A 16,401-nucleotide genomic window follows, 5' to 3' on the forward strand; every position below is an offset into this window, starting at 1 on the left:
AAATCGCCGGCAGGACCCGGAAGCCGCCCACCGGCGACAAGCTGGTCTCTATTTTTGTTTTATCATGCGGGCGATGAAAAAACCATCCGTGTCCAACTGATGCGGCAACAATTTGACCATCCCCGCCTCCACCCAACAGTGCTCAACCACCGTCTCCGGTAACAATTGCGGCAATTGTGCATCCGCACGAAATTCGGGATGGCGTGCAAGAAACGATCGCACCTGCTCCTCGTTTTCCCGCGGCTCCAATGTACATGTGCTGTAGACCAATACTCCGCCTGGCCGGACCATTCGACTCACCGCATCCAGCAACTCCCGCTGCAGAGCGATCAGCGGCTCGATGTTTTCGGCTTCTTTGCTCCACTTGATATCCGGTTTGCGGCGAATCACGCCCAAGCCGGAACAAGGCGCATCCAGCAGAACAAAATCAAACGCTGGTTCAGCAACTTCCAACTTCCTGGCATCCGCTTGTCGGGCTTCGATGATCGAAATGCCGAGCCTTGCAGCATGATCACGGATTAAATCCACTTTATGCGCATGTATATCGCATGCAAGAATGTGGCCGCGATTGTCCATCAACTCGGCCAAGTGAGTTGTTTTGCCTCCCGGAGCCGCACAAGCGTCCAACCCACGCCAACCCGATCGGGGGGCCACCACCTCGGCCACCAGCATGGAAGCTTCATCCTGGATCGTGAAATGACCCTCCTCAAATCCGGGCAAACGGGCGGGACTGCCCCCGCCTCGGTAACGGATTGCCTGCGTGGAAACAGGGGAAGGTTCCACTGTCGCCTCCGGTCGGACCTCCTTCAGTCGTTTCAGAACCGTGTCCCGGTCCGCTTTCAGTCGATTGACGCGCAGTCCTGCAGCGGGAGGGCGATTATTGGCTTCCAAAATCGCGGTGGCAGTCGGTTCGCCATATACGTCGATCATCCGCCGAACCAACCATTCCGGATGAGAGGTGGTGATCGCCAGACGTTCAACCGTCGGCATGGACGTTGGCGGTTCAGGAACGGACGGTTGGCGCAGCAACGCCCGCAGTACACCGTTGACCAAGCCACTGACCCCGCGATGCCCCCGTTTTTTGGCGATCTCCACCGTTTCGTGTACGGCTGCCCTGGCGGGAATCCGATCCAGATACACCAATTGATAAACACCCATCCGCAATAGCTGACGCACCCACGGCTGGAGTGAATCCACCCCTTTTTTCACCAGTGAATCCAGCAGCCAGTCCAATGTTTTTTGCCGCTGAATGGTTCCGTATACCAGTTCAGTGGCCAAGCCGCGGTCACGCATTGACAAATCCGCCTCATCCAACTCATGATCCAACACCAGGTTGCTGTAGGCATCGCGTGTTTCCACCGCGATCAGCACATCCAACGCCACTTCCCTGGCAGATTTGCGCCGTTTCATTCCCCGTCCCCCAAACGCTCACCCGGCTCCATATTTCGACCGCGCACGAATTGCGCCACTGTCATCCGCTTCTTGCCGGACGGTTGCAACTCTTGAATAACGACAGCCCCTTCTCCAGCGGCGACGGTAATGCCGTCCTCCTCGACGTTCAGCACCGTTCCCGGCTCCGCATCATGCCGGACGTCAGCGACCTCGACCCACCAAATTTTCAAAGGTTTCCCCTGCCAAGTCGTAAACGCTACCGGCCACGGGTGCAAACCGCGGACCCGGTTGAAAATGGCATGGGCCGGCTGTGACCAATCGATCCGCTCATCTTCCCGCCGAATGTTGGGTGCATATGTAACCAGGGATTCATCCTGTGGCACCGGTTGAATCTTCCCTGCCAACAGTGCGGGGATCGTCTCCATCAACAGTTCCGCTCCCAATTGGCTCAATTTGTCGTGAAGCGAACCGACGTGATCTGTTTCTTCAATCGGGATGGACCGTTGTGACAGGATATCGCCGGCATCCAATTGCTCTACCATGTACATGATGGTGACTCCCGTCTCTTTTTCACCATTGATCAACGCATGGTGGATCGGCGCCCCACCCCGATATTTGGGCAACAGTGAGGCATGTACATTAATGCAACCCCATTGCGGCGCTTCCAACAATTCGGTCGGGAGCAATTGACCATAGGCGGCAGTGACCACCAAGTCCGGTTTCAGTGCCAAAATCTCCTCCAAAGCTGCCGGATCGCGTAATTTTTCCGGTTGAAAGACAGGGATGCCGTAAGAGAGTGCCGTCGTTTTGACGGGCGGCGGGGTTAACACTTGTTTGCGTCCTTTGGGACGATCGGGTTGCGTCACAACTCCGACGATCGGATAGGCTTGTTCTACCAGCACCTGCAAAGAAGGCACCGCGAAATCCGGGGTGCCCATGAACAAAATGCGAGGTTTTTCACTCACGCTTCCATATCCTCCTCTTCCTCCGGCCGGAATACGCGCTCGGCGATGTCGATGAACAGGATGCCGTTCAAATGGTCCACTTCATGCTGGAAAATACGGGCCAAATAATCTTCCGCTTCCATCTCGAACGGTCGTCCGTAGCGATCTTGCCCTTTCACCCGCAATTGGTAGGCGCGGCGCACGACACCCAGCAATCCCGGAATACTCAGGCATCCCTCTGGCGGCGACAGTTGTTCTCCTTTCATATCCACCAATTCAGGATTGACCACTTCGATCAGTCCGTTTCCGTCATCGACCACGATGACACGTTTGGAAATTCCCACTTGGGGTGCTGCCAAACCTACTCCTTTGGCGTCATACATCGTTTCCGCCATGTCATCGAGCAATTTGTGCAGACGCTCATTAAATTTGGTGACCGGTTTTGCCTTTTCTTTCAAAATCGGATCGGGATATTTGACGATTCTTCTGATCGTCATGCGCTTCGCCTCCTTTTTAATCAATCCGGCCGTCCCGGTCCACGCTCCATTTCAGCCGGGGATCGTCCAAAATATCTTCCAGTTCACTCAACCGGCGCATTAAATCAGTCACAGAATCCGTTTCTACATTATATTTCACCATCACCTGCATGCGATACCGATCTTTCAAACGGGGGATCGGCGCCGGCACCGGACCCAACACTTCCACACCGGGTAACTGGTCCTGCTGCAACCTGATGGCTGCCTGGTGGGCAGAGCGCATCAGCGCCGCCCGGTCCGGGTGCGTCAACAAGACCGTAAACAAACCGCAAAACGGTGGATACCGGTGTTGTTTGCGCAACCGGCATTCCTGCCGGTAAAACGACTCCACCTCATAACGAGCTGCCAGATCCACACTGTAGTGTTCGGGATTGTAGGTCTGGATCACCACGCGGCCGGGCAATTGATGGCGACCGGCACGTCCGCTCACTTGCATCAGTAATTGAAATGTCCGTTCAGCGGCACGAAAGTCCGGCAAATACAGCGAGGTGTCCGCCGCGATGACACCCACCAGTGTCACCCGTGGGAAATCCAGTCCTTTGGCGATCATTTGTGTCCCCAACAGCACATCTGCCTGGCCGCTACCAAAAGCTTTCAACAGGCGCTCGTGCGCTCCCTTTCGGTTGGTTGTGTCCACATCCATCCGAATCACCCGTATTCCCGGAAACAGACGGGCCAACTCTTCTTCCACCCTTTGGGTACCCGTGCCGAAATAACGAATGTGCTTACCGCTGCATGCGGGACAGGTGGAAGGAACCTGTGTCGCATATCCGCAATAGTGGCAACGAAGGGTGCGGTTGGTTTGGTGATAGGTGAGCGAAATGTCGCAGTGTGGACACGTCATCGCTTCTCCACAATCCCGGCAGAGTACAAAGGTGGAGTAACCCCGCCGATTCAAAAGCAAGACGGCCTGCTCCCCCCGTTCGACACATTGAGTGAGGGACGTGCGCAACTTGCGGCTGAACAGGGAACGGTTTCCCTGGCGCAATTCCTCCCGCATGTCCACCACATCCACGGTGGGAAAGGGGCGATTGTTGACCCGCTGAGGAAGGGTGACCCACTCATACACGCCCGTCCGGGCCAAAAAATAGCTCTCCACGGCAGGCGTGGCCGAACCCAACACCACCGTAGCCCCATGCTCCCGGGCGCGCCACAGCGCGACGTCGCGGGCGTGGTATTTGGGCTGTTCCTCCTGTTTGTAACTGGATTCGTGCTCCTCGTCGATGACGATCAATCCCAACTGTTCAAACGGGGCGAAAATGGCCGAACGTGCTCCGATCGCCACTCGTACCTCGCCGGAGCGGATTTTGCGCCACTCATCATACCGCTCGCCATCGGACAATCCACTGTGCAAGACCGCAACATCGGAGCCGAATCGCTCCTTGAACCGTTTCACCATTTGCGGTGTGAGCGAAATCTCCGGAACCAGCACAATTGCCTGCTTCCCCTGCCGAATGGTGGCATCGATCGCCTGCAAATATACCTCCGTTTTGCCGCTTCCCGTCACCCCATGCAACAGAATGGTGCGCTCCTTGTTACTGTTCAACGCGGAAAGAATGGTGTCCAATGCCTGTTGTTGCTGATCCGTCAACGGCAAAGGCGGCTTGTGCTCAAACGCGTGTTCACCGTATGGATCCCGGTAAACCTCGCGTTCCTCCCAGGTGAGCCAGCCTTTTTCCACCAACTTCCCGACGACGGAACGGGTGGTGCCCGCTCGGGAGAGCAAATCCGGGAGGGGGATTTCTTCCGGATGATGAATAAAATGTTCCAACACCGCACGTTGACGAACGGCTCGGGTGGGGATGTCCGCCAAGCAACGGGACAGCTCGTCCGGCGAAAGCGCCGGTTTCACCCATGTGACGGTTCGCAATGTTGCCCGGTCCCCCACATGTTCGACCAGCAACAACCGCTTTTCCCGGATCAGTCGCCGAATGATGGTCCGATTCACACCCGGCCATGTCAACGCCTGCGACAGCGGGACCTCCTGTTTCGATTCGATGCGCTCAATCAGTCGCCGCTCTGCGTCGGGCAACGCGGTTGCCGGTGGAGTATGCGGATGGACACGCAACATGCGTTGATATCGCCCTTTCAGCACCGCGGGCACCATGGCATGCAAAGCGGTTATCTTCCGGCACAGGTAGACTTCGGACAGCCAAAATGCCAACCGGACCAATTCGGGAGTAAGCGGCGGGGTGACATCCAATACATCGATGATGGCTTTCAAACGGGTGAGAGATGCGGAAGGGGCTGTCGTGAGATCCACGACATATCCCATCACGGTTCGCGGCCCGAACGGCACCTTCACCCGAGATCCAATCTCGGTGTCTGCAAGTAGGGAATCGGGCACTTCATAATCAAACGGCCGATCCGTTTCCTTGCTCGGCACGTCGACAATCACACGGGCAATCCGCCGATCAGCGCGCATGCAACCTCTCTCCGATCAGGCCGATCAGCCGTCGAGCCACTTCCCGCTTGGACAGCTTCGGCAAACGGAGAACTTCCCCGTCTCTGTCGTAGACAGTGACAATGTTGGTATCACCCTCAAACCCGGCACCGGGCTGTGTGACATCGTTGGCGACGATGAGATCCATATTCTTCCGCTTCAGTTTGTCTTGCGCGTATGTCTCCACATGATCGGTTTCCGCAGCGAATCCGACCAGTAACTGGTGAGATTGTTTGCGTCGTCCCACCTCTTCGGCGATGTCCGGGGTCCGTTCCAATCGAACAACCATTTCCTCCCCGCTCTTTTTAATCTTGTAATCAGCCACTTGTGCCGGCCGGTAGTCAGCCACTGCTGCTGCCTTGATCACCACGTCCGCCCGGGGCAAATCGCGCAGAACGGCATCCAGCATCTCATCTGCCGTACCCACATCCACCCTCCGGACACCATACGGCGTCTCCAGTGAGACGGGGCCGCTGATCAGAACGACTTCCGCTCCTGCATCCCGTGCGGCTTCCGCCAATGCGTATCCCATCTTTCCGGAGGAACGGTTGGTAAGAAAACGTACAGGGTCCATCGGCTCCCGGGTGGGACCTGCCGTAACAATCACGCATTTGCCGGATAGATCTGTCACCGGCTCCGCCAAGATTTCCCGGATTCTTTGGACGATCTCCTCCGGTTCCGCCATACGCCCACGGCCAACGTAACCGCATGCCAGCTGTCCTTCACCGGGATCGATAAAGCGATATCCCAACCGCTTCAATTTAGTAATATTTTCCTGAACGATCGGATTTTCATACATATGCACGTTCATGGCAGGAGCAATCAATACCGGTGCTTGGGTGGCCAATAAGGTTGTTGTCAGCATGTCGTCTCCCAAACCGTGCGCCAGTTTCCCCAGCAGATTGGCCGTAGCGGGGGCGATGACAAAAAGATCCGCATGATCGGCCAGATCAATATGGGAAACCACTGCCGGATCGCGCTCCTCAAAGGTATCCACCGCCACATGATGCCGCGAGAGCGTTTGCAGAGTGAGCGGAGTAATAAAACGGGTGGCCGATTCAGTCATGATTACACGAACGTCGGCCTCCAGTTTCGCCAGCGCGCTGACCAACGCAGCTGCTTTGTAAGCGGCGATCCCACCGGTGATGCCGACCACGATGCGTTTCCCCTTCATGGGATGCCCTCCTTCATCAACCCGATCCCATACAAAGCGAACGGGACCCATTTTCCTTCAGTCTGGCCGCGATTGCACAGCCGACCGGAAAACGGTCCCTCTTCTCCCTTTCTTCGTTTTCGGTTGCTTTCTCATTTCTTTTGATCGGCAGTAACGTCCTCTTGCGGTTTCACCACTTCGGCGGCGATTTCCTCAAGAGCAATACCCACATATTTGTTGGAACGGGGTTCAAGCCCTGGTTTGGCACCGTCCAGGAGCTGCCTTGCACGTTTGGCAGCCAACACCACCAGCGAGTATTTGCTATCTGTTTTTTCCATCAACTTGTCGATCGACGGATAGAGCATGTTCCAACCCTCCTATTCCCGAATGGCCATCAGGCGTTCTCTGCGGCAATGTTCGGCGATGATGATCGAACGAATCCGATCGCACGCCGCATCCACACGGTCATTGACGACCACGTAGTCATAGTGTTCGATCAGACCCAGTTCTTTTGCAGCGGTGTCCAGCCGCCGCTCAACCACTTCGTCCGTTTCAGTACCCCTTCCTTCAATCCGCCGTCTCAATTCTTCCAGTGAAGGGGGTACCAAAAAAATGAACACGCCGTGGGGAAAACGTCGTTTGATCTGCATGGCCCCCTGCACTTCGATTTCCAACAAAACGTCTTGCCCTTCGGCAAGGCGTTCTTCCACAAAACGGCGGGGGGTCCCATAGTAGTTCCCCACATATTCGGCCCATTCCAACAGTTCGTCGTTGCGGATCATCTCTTCAAACTCTTCCCGTGTCTTGAAAAAATAATTGACCCCTTCTTGTTCTCCTTCACGCGGTTTTCGCGTCGTGGCGGAGACAGAATAGGTCAACTCGGGCATAAAATTGCGCAAACGCGCACAAACAGTTCCCTTTCCCGCCCCGGAAGGGCCGGAAAGAACGATGAGAAGACCTTGTTTTTGATGGGAGAATTGCATGCAACAAAACCTTCCTATTCGACAATTTCCTCATGGTGATCTTTACTCGTCAGGCGATGCGCCACAGTCTCCGGTTGAACGGCAGACAAAATCACGTGATCGCTGTCGGTGATGATCACCGCCCGGGTACGTCTGCCGTATGTGGCGTCAATCAACATGCCGCGTTCTCTCGCCTCTTGTATGATCCGCTTGATCGGAGCGGAATCCGGGCTGACGATGGAAATGATCCGGTTGGCTGAGACGATGTTGCCAAAACCGATGTTGATCAGTTTGATACCCAATCCGAGTGCCTCCTCGCTCCACTGAGAAAACTGAGCTCGTCGTGATGGATCAACCGCCCGGAGCCGATGGGCGGACCGGTACGGATTCCTTCATCCCCATTTTAGATCCTTTTGACCCGGGAATCAATTCTACCCTTCCATTATTGCCGTCTTACTCGATGTTTTGCACTTGTTCTTTCATTTTTTCCAGCTCGCTCTTGCACTCCACTACCCAGGAATTGATGAGACGGTCTCCCGATTTGGAACCGATCGTATTCACCTCACGATTCATTTCTTGCAGCAGAAAATCGAGACGACGCCCCACCGGCTCGTTCGAACTGAGCGAATGTAGGAACTGACGGGCATGACTTTCTAACCGGGTCAATTCTTCCTGGATATCCGATTTGTCGGCAAAGATCGCCGCCTCCATCAGCAATCGGTCTTCGTCGATGTTCACTTCCGACAAAAACTCATTCAATCGTTGGCGCAAACGAGTACGGTATTCCTCTACCACCACCGGTGCGCGTTTCCGGATTTGATCCACCAAACGGGACAGGTTGCCGATTCTGTGAGCGAGATCCTCCGCCAGCGCTTGCCCTTCCCGCTGACGCATCCGGAGCAATGCCTCACAAGCTTCATGGACCGCTTCCAGCAACAGAGACTGGTGATGCTCTGGTTCGATTTCTCTCTCACGTAACGTCCACACTTGGGGCATCTGCAACAAATCCATGGCAGTCGGTTCACCTGACAATCCCAAGCGTTGATTCATCTCCCTCACGGTATGGACAATCGATTGCGCCAACTGCCAATCCACTTCGGCCGTTTGCTCCCGGTCTCCCGTCTCCAGGGTGACGAACACGTCGACACGCCCCCGCTTGACAACGGATTGCACCGCTTTTTTAACGGGGTCTTCCATCATCATCCACCCTGACGGCAACCGCACCATAATCTCCAAAAAACGATGGTTGACCGAGCGGATTTCCACGATGAAGCGAATACCGTCCTTTTCTCGATCACCGCGACCGTAGCCTGTCATACTGCGGATATTCCTGTTTTCTTCCATGTTTTTATTCTAAAAGATTTCCCGTTGACTCACAAGTGTAGCCGGGCATCTGCGGAAAACGAAACAGGCTGTCCCTTTTTGAGACAGCCTGCAGGTGATTGACAAAGTCCGGTGGGGCGCCGATTCCCTGTCTCCGCCCGTAGCAAAGGCTAAAGTCGCTCGACGGGAATTTCGGCCCCGCTCCCGAAATCGCAGTCTTCCAGGGTGTCCTATCAGGTTAACCTGTCTGCGGCTTTTTATTCCGCTTGGCTCAACACTGAGTGCTTGCGGGAATAGCCGAAGTAAATCACCAATCCAATGGTAAGCCAGATGACGAACGCAATCCAAGTGATCGCGGCCAACTGCGTCATGAGGAAGACGCAGAATATGATGGACAAAATCGGCACAACCGGAACTGCGGGCACTTTGAACGGACGTTTTACATCGGGCATCGTTTTGCGCAGAACCAGCACACCGAAGGACACCAAGGTGAATGCAGCCAGCGTACCGATGTTGACCAGCTCGGCCAATTTATCCAGCGGCACCAGCGCACCGATCAACGCGGCGATCAAGCCCAGGAACCAAGTGGCACCGTACGGCGTCCGATATTTTTCGTGCACATCCGAAAATTTCTTGGGCAACAATCCGTCACGGGACATGGCGAAGAAAATCCGGGTTTGCCCGTACAGCATCACCAACATCACCGTGGTCATTCCCATGATGGCCCCCAGGTCGACAAATCCGGCTACCCAGTTTTGACCCGTTTGTACCAGCGCCAATGAGACTGGGTGAGATTGGTCTTGGGCGAAAAGTTTGAACGGCACCATCCCCGTCATGATACCTGAAACCACCACGTACAATACCGTACATATCCCCAGAGAATAAAGGAGACCGCGCGGCAAGTCCCGTTGCGGATTTTTTGTTTCTTCGGCGGCTGCGGCCACGGCGTCAAATCCGATGTAGGCAAAAAAGACCAGTGCTGCTGCAGAAAACACGCCTTGATAACCAAACGGCATATACGGCGTCCAGTTCGCCGGTTTGACATATTGGACACCGACGAAAATAAACAGCAACACAACCAGGATTTTGATGATGACCATGATATTGTTGGCTCGTTTGGACTCCGTGATTCCCCGCGCCAACAGGAAGGTGATCACCAAGACGATCAGAAATGCGGGCAGATTGAAAAAGGTGGCTTTACCTGGCACCGCACCAGGAGCGGCGGTCAATGCGTCCGGCAGTTCAAAACCGAACAACCCTTTCAACAGTGATTGGAAATATCCTGACCAACCGACGGATACTGTACTGGTCGCCAACAAATATTCCAACACCAAATCCCAACCGATGATCCAAGCTACAAATTCACCCAAAGTGGCGTAGCTGTACGTGTATACCGAGCCCGACACCGGCACGAGCGAAGCGAACTCCGCGTAACAAAGGGCGGCAAACGCACAAGCCAAACCGGCCACGATAAAGGACAGGGTCAAAGCCGGGCCAGCCTTCAGCGCCCCGGTTCCGGTCAGAACGAAAATACCCGTTCCGATAATCGCTCCGATCCCCAGCAGCGTAAGATCCCAAGCGGTCAGATCTTTTTTCAGGGTTTTTCCTTTTTTGCTTGACTGGATCAATTGGTTGATACTCTTTTTCCGGAATAGACTCATATCCATCTCCTCCTGCGACTTAGCGTACCCATCACCCAAATTCCAAACTCTTATTGAATTGTTTGACAAATAAGATCGTTCACATTGTAACAAATGTATTCTTTTGTAGTCAATTAACGAATTTTACCTCTCTTTCCATCCCCATCGGTTCACCATAATCGCCATAAACCCTTATTTCCCACCCATCAACAGTGAAGCAACGTGTATCAGCCGGATAAAAGATTTGGAAATATCTTTTTTTCTATCCTTGAGTTCCCTTTTCATCAGATGATTCACTATATTCTAATCACCCCCCCCTTAATTAAAATATATTAATTATTCGGATAATAAAAAGCAAGATCCTACGCCTTATGCGTAGGAGGGCATGAACAAATCTTGCAATACCAATGTCATCGCACCGATCGCCGCACCGTTGTCCCCCAGTCGGGAACGCATGATGGCGACATCTCTGGCTGCGGCGGAGAGTGCCCGTTCTCTTACGGTTTTTTGGAGCGGCTCCAATACGAAGTGACCGGCGCGTGACACACCACCGCTCAAGATGATGCGGGAGGGATTGAGTGTATTGATCAGGTTGGCGAGACCGATTCCCAGATAACGGCCCGCATCAGCCAACACTTCGATGGCCAATTCATCTCCTTGCTGAGCAGCCTGGTGGACCATCTCCCCGGTCAACCGTTCCGTCTCCCCTTTTACCCACTCCGCCAACACAGTGGATCGACCTCGTCTGATCGCCTCTCTTACCCGGGACAGAATGGCCGGACCTGCCGCCAGCGCCTCCAGACATCCCACATTGCCACAACCGCACTTCGGACCGTTCAGGTCTATGGTGGTATGTCCAATCTCACCTGCAGCATACGACGGTCCACGATATAACTCGTGATTCAAGATAATCCCGGCACCGATCCCCGTCCCCACATGCACGCAAATGAAATCGGCGATATCTTTTCCCAACCCAAACCAACTTTCCCCCAAAGCGAGTGCCCGTACATCGTTCTCCACTTCGACGGGCAGTTGAAACGCTTGTTCCAATTGATCTTTCAAGGGCAAATCCCGGATATTGAGATTGGGGGCAAAAATGGACACCCCCTTCTCAGTGTCAACCAAACCGTGCATCCCCACCCCGATTCCCAAACAAGGGCGGGTCTGGAGATCTATGTGATCCAACAATTGGCGGATTGCCCCCCGGACGAGATCAACAAACGCTTCAGCAGTCGGTTCAGGCGGAACCTCTACATGTACGGTATGTTGAACCTCACCCTCCAAGTTGACCGCCACGCCCCGTATTCTTTTCGCACCTGCGTAGATGCCGATAACGGTGAATGCATCGGCGTTGATCTTCAACATGATCGGCTTTCTGCCACCTGTCGATTCACCCAATTCCGCCTCGATCACCAGCTTGGACTCCAATAGTTCGCCGACGATATTGGTCACCGTGGGCGGCGTCAATTTGGTCATCTTGGCAATCTCCGCTCTGGAAATGGGGCCGTGAAGCCGAATCATATTCAGGATGGTTGACTTATTGAGCGTCTTCATCCACCGGAAACTTCCCACTTGAATCGTCCGCGGCACGGCTGTAACTCCTTCCCAGATCGTTAGGGTATCACCAAAATATCTGGCCGTTGGAAGACTTGTCCATCTCTCTCCATTATAATATACGGCCAATTTCCGGTGTGGGTGAGAAAGTGATTCCCTTGTTTATCCACCCATATCGTATCTTCTGATTTGATACCCGGCAGTGAGGGATTCCAAGTAAACGCCTGATGCAGTTGCACCACCCCCTCACAGTCCGGTGTCGCCAAAAACTCACGGGTCGCATACCCGGTTGGACCGCCCTGATGAAGATATCGCCAATCATCCGGATGTCCCACCCGGCGGTATGCCTCGATGCCCGCCCGCAACACTTCCCGGATCGGGACTCCGGGACGGGTGGCGAGATTCATGGTCAAATCGATCTCAGCCAGTTTCCGACGACGGTCCGACAGCGTTTTCGGCAGGGGACCGAAGTGGACCAAACGCGTCACATTGGCCACCAATCCCCACTTTTCCGCACAGAGGACCAACATGGCGTATCGCCTGAGTGGTTTGGCGGTAGGGATAGGATGACGGTAGCGGAACACACGCTCATCTGTGGCCACCAGGATCACCTGAGGCAATATGCCGTGCAGCAAAATCTTCTCCGCCAGACGGGATTGAATCTCCCATTCGCTCATCCCCGGTCGGACTTCCCGGCAAGTCTCCTCAACAGCCCACGCCGCCTGCCAGCAGAGCCATGAGTAGCGCCGGATTTCCTCTTCCTCCAGCACATAGGTCAACTGAAACAATGAATCCCCCATATAGACTGCGCTTTCGATACCCAATGCATCCGGCCATACATCAGCCCCGATCTTTTTCCCCGCACATAAGCGGCGAAGAGTGGGCAACACTCCCTCGGTCCATTCCGGAGCGATCATCTCAAATCCCAGTCCCGCCAACTCTTCCTCTTCGATCCGGTCAGACTCCATTCGCGTCGTTACACATATTGCCCGATCGGGAAAAATCAGTAGATCGGCAACCCCCTCTTCCGTTGACCAGACGATATGATTGCATCGTCCCATGGTCAGCCATGCGAAACTGCGCCGTTTTCGCAACAGGACACCATCCAGTCCGTTTTGTTCCGCCCATCTGCGAAGTCGGTCGATACGCTCTTGGACGATGGCAAACGGCTCCGCTTCAACCGCTTTTGTCATCCGCGAATCTCCTCTTTTCTGTATCCGTTTGGGTGGGATCGGTGCCATGCCCAGGCTGTGGTGATCATCGTGTCCAAATCCTCATATTGCGGTCGCCATCCCAGCTCTTCCCGCGCCTTCCGGGAGGATGCGATCAGCACGGCCGGATCTCCCGGTCGGCGTGGTGCCACACGCGTGGGGATGGGGTGTCCGGTGATTTCCCGGGCGCGTTCTACCACCTGTTTCACGGAGAAACCGGTTCCACTTCCCAGATTGTAAATACCGCTTTTCCCCGTTTCCCGCAATTTCTCCAATGCCAACCGATGCGCCTGCGCCAAATCCATCACATGTACATAATCACGAATGCAAGTGCCGTCATCGGTCGGATAATCATAGCCAAAAATGGACAATGCCTCCCTTTGGCCGAGGGCCACTTGCAGTACGATCGGGATCAGGTGGGTTTCCGGATCATGATCCTCGCCGATGTGACCGTCCGGATGCGCACCTGCCGCGTTGAAATACCGCAGGGAAACAAAACGCAATCCATAGGCCCGTTCGCACCATCCCATCATCTTTTCGATGGCCAGCTTGGTTTCGCCGTATGCATTGGTCGGTTCGGTCGGGTCCGTCTCCTGAATGGGGATCTGTCTGGGCTCACCGTACGTGGCGGCAGTCGACGAAAAGACGATGTGCTTCACTCCGTGTTCCATCATCTTCGTCAACAGGATTTGTGCGGCCGTTACATTGTTGTCGTAGTAGGCCAACGGATCTTTCATTGAATCACCGACCAGGGAGTATGCGGCGAAATGAACCACCGCTTCTACATCGTACCGGCGGAAAATCTGGTCCAACAGTTCGCGGTCACGTACATCGCCTTGGATAAAAATCGGCGCCAGCACCGCATCCCGATGGCCTTTTTCCAGATTGTCCAGCACAATCACTTCTTCTCCGTGATCCAACAGTTCGCATACTGTGTGACTGCCGATATAACCGGCACCGCCTGTTACGAGAATCGCCATGATGTGAAAACCTCCTCACTTACCTCGTGTGCACCGTCTCCGATCTCCGCCGTATAAAAAGTGGGTGTCAATCCCGTCTGCCTTTCATACTGTTTTCCGACTTCCTCTTGAAACGTCCCCAACGCATCCAGGTGTACCAAACTGACCGTGCATCCACCAAATCCCGCTCCCGTCATACGCGTGCCGATGCATCCATCCACCTGTCGAGCCGCATCAAACAGCGCATCCAGCTCTTTTCCGGTCACTTCGTACAAATCGCGTAAAGATTCATGCGATTGCATCATCAATCGGCCAAACGCGATCAAATCCCCTTGCTCCAACGCTTCCACGGATGCATGGACACGGGCGTTTTCCTCTACCACGTGTGTCAGCCGCTTTCGAATTGTTGGATCGGACACCCGCTCCCGCACCCGTTGCCACGTGTCCACATCTACCTCACCCAAACAAGTAGCGTTTTCCAACCAGGGGCGGATTTGCCGAAATCCTTCCTCACACTCGGCACGACGTTCGTTATATTTGGAATCGGCCAGTTCGCGCGGTTTGTTGGTATGAGTGATGACCAACCGGTAATCGCCCAATTCCAACGGAGCGTACCTGTACCGCAGGGTGTCACAATGCAGCAGGATGGCGTGATCTTTTCGTCCCATACCAGAGGCGAATTGATCCATGATCCCGCATTGGACACCGATGAAACGGTTTTCCGCACGTTGCGCCATTTTGACCAGCTCCACCATCGGCCAGTCCGTTCCGGCCAACGCTTGACAAGCCACCGCTGTGGCCATCTCGATGGAAGCCGAGGAGGACAACCCCGATCCCATCGGAATATTGCCGTGAAACAGCATGTCTGCTCCGTCCATTTGGACACCCTGCTCCAAAAACTGGCGGATGATTCCTTTGGGATAATTGGCCCAACCGTCTTCCGAACGGTATCGGATCTCATCCACACGACAGTGGACTTCCCGTTCCATCTGGCGTGATGCGAATCGAAACCAACCATCTCTGCGTGGACGAACCATTACCCATGTGCCGAACGTCAGCGCCGCCGGAAAAACGTAACCACCCGTGTAATCGGTATGTTCTCCGATCAGATTCACCCTTCCCGGCGCAAAAAAGACGCGAACCTCACCTCCATCGCCAAACCGCCGTTCAAACTCGCTGAACCAATTTTCACCCGCCATTTAAGCACTCCGCCCCTCCTTTTCCAGATACCGGCGGTACGCTTCCCTCATCTGCTCCGCCGTTTGTTCGACAGCATTGGGGTTACAGGCCGCCCATGCTCCCATTTCCGAAGAAGCATAATATTTCAGTTTATTACGGTCGCGCAACGGTGGATAAAATTCGATGTGAAAATGATAGTACGCTTCCACATCGTCCCCGTTGACCGGACGTTGATGCAGCACCATCATGTAGGGGAACAACCGATCGAACAGTGTATCCATCGTACCGGTCATGTGTTTGAGCATCTCGGACAAATCCCGTTTCTCCTTCCGCGTGAAATCCGGCAAGGCGGTTTTGTGACTTTTGCTCACGATAAACAATCCGTAAGGGTAGTCGGTGAAAAAGGGAAGATACGCCAGAAATGAATCATTCTCGGCGATCACCCGTTGCCTAAACGCCTGTTCCTCCCGGTTCATATCGCAAATCAGGCAACGGCCGGTCCGTTCGTGATGTTTTTGGCAATTGGCCAATTCCGTGCGGATTTTGAGCGGCATTTGCGAATAGGCATAAATTTGACCGTGTGGGTGGGGCATGGTCACGCCACATTCCTCTCCGCGGTTTTCAAAGATCAACACATACTGGTGCGCAGGATCCTTACCCAACTCGATAAACCGCTCCGTCCACAGATCGACCAGCTTTTCGATATGATTCACCGACAGCTGGGGCAAAGTGACCGTATGTTCCGGAGAATACAAAATCACTTCGCATTTGCCGCGGGCTTTTCTGGTTTGGTAGAGTGATGAGCCGACCGGGTCCGGCTCCGGCGGATCGGGCATCAACGCCGGAAAATCGTTATCGTAGGCATAGACATCATAATCATCGGGCACCTTCCCCGACCCCGGGCAAAACGGACAAAAGTCCTTGGGCATGGTCGGTCGGTGCGAACGGTTGCTCGCCACCATGGTCCAATCATCCAACAGCGGATTGTATCGGAGTTCCACCTGACTTACTCCCCTCTAACTTAAATTAATTAATTATGTATCTTTATGATAAAGCGCTTTCTTTTATTTGTAAAGCAGATTTTTTTGACAATAATGACAGAAAA

At 54.3% G+C, this 16,401-nt stretch carries 15 protein-coding genes; all 15 read right to left on the bottom strand.

Annotation, left to right across the window (positions count from 1 at the left end; genetic code table 11):
• Window positions 1-48 precede the first annotated feature (48 nt).
• Window positions 49-1,410 carry a 16S rRNA (cytosine(967)-C(5))-methyltransferase RsmB gene (rsmB, locus tag KI215_RS09745; RefSeq protein WP_212772557.1) on the bottom strand — a complete coding sequence of 454 codons (1,362 nt, stop codon included), beginning with the start codon at window positions 1,408-1,410 and terminating at the stop codon, window positions 49-51.
• Complete coding sequence (gene fmt, locus KI215_RS09750; protein WP_212775149.1) at window positions 1,407-2,330, bottom strand: methionyl-tRNA formyltransferase; 924 nt, start codon at window positions 2,328-2,330, stop codon at window positions 1,407-1,409. Before fmt ends, rsmB begins: the two co-directional genes overlap by 4 nt.
• 23 nt (window positions 2,331-2,353) lie before the next feature.
• A complete protein-coding gene (def, locus tag KI215_RS09755; RefSeq protein ID WP_212772558.1) occupies window positions 2,354-2,833 on the bottom strand; it encodes a peptide deformylase in 480 nt (159 codons plus the stop codon).
• A 16-nt stretch (window positions 2,834-2,849) separates the two neighbouring features.
• Window positions 2,850-5,297, bottom strand: coding sequence for a primosomal protein N' (gene priA, locus KI215_RS09760; RefSeq protein WP_212772559.1), 2,448 nt, complete (start codon window positions 5,295-5,297; stop codon window positions 2,850-2,852).
• Entirely contained in the window at window positions 5,287-6,489 is a 1,203-nt protein-coding gene (gene coaBC, locus KI215_RS09765; protein ID WP_212772560.1) for a bifunctional phosphopantothenoylcysteine decarboxylase/phosphopantothenate--cysteine ligase CoaBC, read from the bottom strand. The genes priA and coaBC overlap by 11 nt, the downstream gene beginning before the upstream one ends.
• A 131-nt stretch (window positions 6,490-6,620) precedes the next feature.
• Entirely contained in the window at window positions 6,621-6,833 is a 213-nt protein-coding gene (gene rpoZ / locus KI215_RS09770; protein WP_212772561.1) for a DNA-directed RNA polymerase subunit omega, read from the bottom strand.
• Window positions 6,834-6,845: 12 nt separating this feature from the next.
• Window positions 6,846-7,451: a guanylate kinase gene (gmk, locus tag KI215_RS09775; RefSeq protein WP_212772562.1), complete on the bottom strand. Its 606-nt coding sequence runs from the start codon at window positions 7,449-7,451 to the stop codon at window positions 6,846-6,848.
• A gap of 14 nt (window positions 7,452-7,465) precedes the next feature.
• Window positions 7,466-7,732 carry an extracellular matrix/biofilm regulator RemA gene (gene remA, locus KI215_RS09780; protein ID WP_205492469.1) on the bottom strand — a complete coding sequence of 89 codons (267 nt, stop codon included), beginning with the start codon at window positions 7,730-7,732 and terminating at the stop codon, window positions 7,466-7,468.
• Window positions 7,733-7,883: 151 nt separating this feature from the next.
• Window positions 7,884-8,747 (bottom strand): YicC/YloC family endoribonuclease, encoded by an 864-nt coding sequence (locus tag KI215_RS09785; RefSeq protein WP_212772563.1) that lies wholly within the window; start codon window positions 8,745-8,747, stop codon window positions 7,884-7,886.
• Window positions 8,748-9,010: 263 nt separating this feature from the next.
• Complete coding sequence (locus tag KI215_RS09790; protein WP_212772564.1) at window positions 9,011-10,420, bottom strand: branched-chain amino acid transporter BcaP; 1,410 nt, start codon at window positions 10,418-10,420, stop codon at window positions 9,011-9,013.
• A gap of 342 nt (window positions 10,421-10,762) precedes the next feature.
• Window positions 10,763-11,983, bottom strand: coding sequence for an ROK family transcriptional regulator (locus KI215_RS09795; RefSeq protein ID WP_246512076.1), 1,221 nt, complete (start codon window positions 11,981-11,983; stop codon window positions 10,763-10,765).
• Window positions 11,984-12,006: 23 nt separating this feature from the next.
• Window positions 12,007-13,140: a M24 family metallopeptidase gene (locus KI215_RS09800; RefSeq protein ID WP_212772565.1), complete on the bottom strand. Its 1,134-nt coding sequence runs from the start codon at window positions 13,138-13,140 to the stop codon at window positions 12,007-12,009.
• Entirely contained in the window at window positions 13,137-14,138 is a 1,002-nt protein-coding gene (gene galE, locus KI215_RS09805; RefSeq protein ID WP_212772566.1) for a UDP-glucose 4-epimerase GalE, read from the bottom strand. Before galE ends, KI215_RS09800 begins: the two co-directional genes overlap by 4 nt.
• Window positions 14,123-15,316 (bottom strand): galactokinase, encoded by a 1,194-nt coding sequence (locus KI215_RS09810; protein WP_212772567.1) that lies wholly within the window; start codon window positions 15,314-15,316, stop codon window positions 14,123-14,125. The genes galE and KI215_RS09810 overlap by 16 nt, the downstream gene beginning before the upstream one ends.
• Window positions 15,317-16,297, bottom strand: coding sequence for a galactose-1-phosphate uridylyltransferase (gene galT, locus KI215_RS09815; protein WP_212772568.1), 981 nt, complete (start codon window positions 16,295-16,297; stop codon window positions 15,317-15,319).
• Window positions 16,298-16,401: the final 104 nt, after the last annotated feature.

The organism is Polycladomyces abyssicola (assembly GCF_018326425.1).
Taxonomy (GTDB): Bacteria; Bacillota; Bacilli; order Thermoactinomycetales; family JIR-001; genus Polycladomyces; species Polycladomyces abyssicola.

Excerpts from the sequence above, each read along its gene's own strand:
- rsmB (WP_212772557.1), bottom strand. The coding sequence starts at position 1,410 with ATGAAACGGCGCAAATCTGCCAGGGAAGTGGCGTTGGATGTGCTGATC.
- fmt (WP_212775149.1), bottom strand. The coding sequence starts at position 2,330 with ATGGGCACCCCGGATTTCGCGGTGCCTTCTTTGCAGGTGCTGGTAGAA.
- def (WP_212772558.1), bottom strand. The coding sequence starts at position 2,833 with ATGACGATCAGAAGAATCGTCAAATATCCCGATCCGATTTTGAAAGAA.
- priA (WP_212772559.1), bottom strand. The coding sequence starts at position 5,297 with ATGCGCGCTGATCGGCGGATTGCCCGTGTGATTGTCGACGTGCCGAGC.
- coaBC (WP_212772560.1), bottom strand. The coding sequence starts at position 6,489 with ATGAAGGGGAAACGCATCGTGGTCGGCATCACCGGTGGGATCGCCGCT.
- rpoZ (WP_212772561.1), bottom strand. The coding sequence starts at position 6,833 with ATGCTCTATCCGTCGATCGACAAGTTGATGGAAAAAACAGATAGCAAA.
- gmk (WP_212772562.1), bottom strand. The coding sequence starts at position 7,451 with ATGCAATTCTCCCATCAAAAACAAGGTCTTCTCATCGTTCTTTCCGGC.
- KI215_RS09785 (WP_212772563.1), bottom strand. The coding sequence starts at position 8,747 with ATGACAGGCTACGGTCGCGGTGATCGAGAAAAGGACGGTATTCGCTTC.
- KI215_RS09790 (WP_212772564.1), bottom strand. The coding sequence starts at position 10,420 with ATGGATATGAGTCTATTCCGGAAAAAGAGTATCAACCAATTGATCCAG.
- KI215_RS09800 (WP_212772565.1), bottom strand. The coding sequence starts at position 13,140 with ATGACAAAAGCGGTTGAAGCGGAGCCGTTTGCCATCGTCCAAGAGCGT.
- galE (WP_212772566.1), bottom strand. The coding sequence starts at position 14,138 with ATGGCGATTCTCGTAACAGGCGGTGCCGGTTATATCGGCAGTCACACA.
- KI215_RS09810 (WP_212772567.1), bottom strand. The coding sequence starts at position 15,316 with ATGGCGGGTGAAAATTGGTTCAGCGAGTTTGAACGGCGGTTTGGCGAT.